Annotated in this window: 4 protein-coding genes; all 4 read right to left on the minus strand. The window is 56.1% G+C overall.

Going from position 1 to position 2,483, the window contains the following annotated elements:
- Positions 1–84 precede the first annotated feature (84 nt).
- The 4 genes from NZK35_RS33670 to NZK35_RS33685 all read right to left on the minus strand — a co-directional run bounded on the left by NZK35_RS33670 (position 85) and on the right by NZK35_RS33685 (position 2,448).
- Positions 85–411, minus strand: a complete 327-nt coding sequence (locus NZK35_RS33670; RefSeq protein ID WP_259636919.1) for a hypothetical protein — start codon at positions 409–411, stop codon at positions 85–87.
- A gap of 391 nt (positions 412–802) precedes the next feature.
- Complete coding sequence (locus NZK35_RS33675; RefSeq protein ID WP_259636920.1) at positions 803–1,087, minus strand: hypothetical protein; 285 nt, start codon at positions 1,085–1,087, stop codon at positions 803–805.
- Between the two features lie 40 nt (positions 1,088–1,127).
- Positions 1,128–1,652, minus strand: coding sequence for a four helix bundle protein (locus NZK35_RS33680; protein WP_259636921.1), 525 nt, complete (start codon positions 1,650–1,652; stop codon positions 1,128–1,130).
- A gap of 301 nt (positions 1,653–1,953) precedes the next feature.
- The gene (locus tag NZK35_RS33685; protein WP_259636922.1) at positions 1,954–2,448 is read right to left on the minus strand and encodes a type II toxin-antitoxin system VapC family toxin; all 495 of its coding nucleotides are present in this window, start codon (positions 2,446–2,448) and stop codon (positions 1,954–1,956) included.
- Positions 2,449–2,483: the final 35 nt, after the last annotated feature.

Raw genomic sequence — 2,483 nt, forward strand, 5'->3', positions numbered from 1 at the left:
GCGAACGGCGGTGGTCACCGCGTCGGCGCGATCGACCTGATCTCAAAACAAACTTAACTCGCCGACTGCGGTGCACCAGTTGGTTCACGCGTCCGACCACGACGACGGCACGCGCCATCGTCGTTGACGGCCAATGTACTCGATCGGAATCGCCGTGGGAAATCGAGTGTCCCAATCAGCGGTCGGCACTTCAGGCGTCGGATTGTCTTGGATCGTGCTCGTGCTCAGCATCGCGGTGCTCGTGCTCGTAATCGATCGACAGGCGTCGGTTTGCCTTCCTCGGCCGAGTCGATCGCGCACCAATCGAACGATGGCATCAGGAGCGAATCCCAGGAAACGGAGGTTTGATGAGATCAGGTGGGCGTCGCTCGAACGCACCAGTCGCGGCCGGGATGTCAGGCGTTGAACCATGCTGGAAACAGCGGAAAAGAGATTGTCCACGAATAGCTCGAATCACACGAATGACTTTCCGTGGGGAGTCAGGCGTCGGTTAGCAGCGTGAACGTCCCGCATCACGGGATCACGGGGCGGCGGGAGTTGACGTTGATTTCAAAATCCGCTGGCCACCGCCGCTCCCGTGCATGCGATGGTTCGTCGGCGTCGAATCGCCGGACACGACAAGCGTCGGCAACCAACGATCACAGGCAACATCATACGTCAGCATTGAGCGGCGGAAAAGATTGCCCAGCCCAATCGTCGTTCACGCGAGTCATTTAGCGAACACATTCACCATCCATGCCACACGATGTGATTCGTGGAGACGACGTTGGTTTGTACTTTGGCGATCATCTGTGTTGCAGCATCATTCGTCAGCTCGCTGTCCGGAGCGGTTACGGTGATGCTTCAGTTTTTCGTGTTGCTTTCGTTCGAGGGCACCAACTTTCTTTTGGTGTTCCTTACGTAATCGATCCAACCATCGTTCCGTCCATTTCTTGTCATCGGGATCATCTGGATCGGCGAGTTTCGCCTGGAATTTTTCGATCATTGATGCCAACTGTTTGACATCGACAGATTCAATACTCCCGGAGTGCAATGACGGATTGCCGTTGAATCGGTACGTCTCCGACTTCTTGCGATTCTTTGACATGGCGGTTGGCACGTGGAGCTTGGCCGACGAACGGTGCCCGTCACCGGGCCGGGAAGTTTGATTTTCCATTCGACGATGGCCGTAAGCCCGGCTCCGGTGCACGGGATGGTTCTGGCTCCGCGCGCCACTCGTGCTCGTGCTCAGCGAAGCGGTGCTCGTCATCGTAATCGATATCCGCATCATACCGCGCCGGTGCTTCCGATACCGTATCGGTTTTCATCACCATTCGGGTCAGCATCGAGACGATGCGTTTGAGTTTCAGTTTCAACTCACGGCCGGTAGCAGCATCAAGTCCACCCGTCGCCGTCAGCACATCCTGAATCGCTGCGCATTCGAGCGCTGAACCACGGGCAATCTCGAGATACCGCCCACGATCCTTTGCACTTCGTTTACCGTTTCCTTCGGCAATGTTCAGCGGGATTGATTGTGACGCACGCAACCATTGGTCACGAGCGTGGCGGCGAAGTCCAGTAAGATCCTTCGCGAGCGAAAACGAATCGGCCGTATATTCGATCGCAAGACGGTAAACGTCGAGGCGATCATGATCAAAGATGGTGTCGGTCACGCCAGCCCCTTTCGATTACGAGCACGAGCACCGTCGCTGCGCGACTGAGCACGAGCACGATCAAATTCAATGCCAGAACGTTAGCCGTCACCGAGCGGCGGGAGTTGAGCCACCACTGTCAACAATGTCACCACCGCCGCTTCGGTGCACGGCATGGTTCGCCGTGCGTTTGGGGGAACGGCCGGCAAGAGTTACAAACTCGGCATCAGATTCGGCTTCCTGGCGGCGCAAATCAGCTACGATTCGATCTAGGTCATTGTCGAATTGCGCAGCCAGCTTGTGCCTTGCAGCACGTATGTCTTCAGTAGGTGTCAAAGGATTCATCGTTCATCCCGGCTATTTCTTCCGGCGTACAAATGATCGGAGGTTCGTGCCCGGCATCGCGGCAAACGTTGTTGATTCGGTCACGAAGCGTGGCGTTTGCAATATGCTTGAAATTCCACGTCACCAAGTATTGTACTCCGTGTACAGCAGCGATTCCAATATGAAGCGCATCACGCGGCTCGGATTCGGGAATCGCTTTGCGATCCATCAACGCATTTGCTAGCTCCCGTGCAGGCTCGGTGATTTGCAGCCGAGGAATCCTCACCAATTCATCAATCCGTTCTTGTGCCGCGTCTGAGTCACCGGCAAGACATTCGTCAACCACAAGCTGGGACACGAATAAGCGAAAAAGTGTTCGCGCATCGGACCACCAAACGCGTGATGCTTGCTGTCGCGCGGCGATCAACGGATTCGGATGCAAGCGCCCGGCGATGCTTCCGATCACGGTCGTTTCGATGTACACGGTATCCATTTGAGCATTGCATCATCGGCGAACGGCGGTGGTCA

Origin of the sequence: Stieleria sedimenti (assembly GCF_025060895.1) — a bacterium.
Classification (GTDB): Bacteria; Planctomycetota; Planctomycetia; order Pirellulales; family Pirellulaceae; genus Stieleria; species Stieleria sedimenti.

Bases quoted from the DNA above. Each gene is read 5' to 3' on its own strand.
- NZK35_RS33675 (WP_259636920.1), bottom strand. From the start codon at position 1,087: ATGTCAAAGAATCGCAAGAAGTCGGAGACGTACCGATTCAACGGCAAT.
- NZK35_RS33670 (WP_259636919.1), bottom strand. From the start codon at position 411: ATGGTTCAACGCCTGACATCCCGGCCGCGACTGGTGCGTTCGAGCGAC.
- NZK35_RS33685 (WP_259636922.1), bottom strand. From the start codon at position 2,448: ATGGATACCGTGTACATCGAAACGACCGTGATCGGAAGCATCGCCGGG.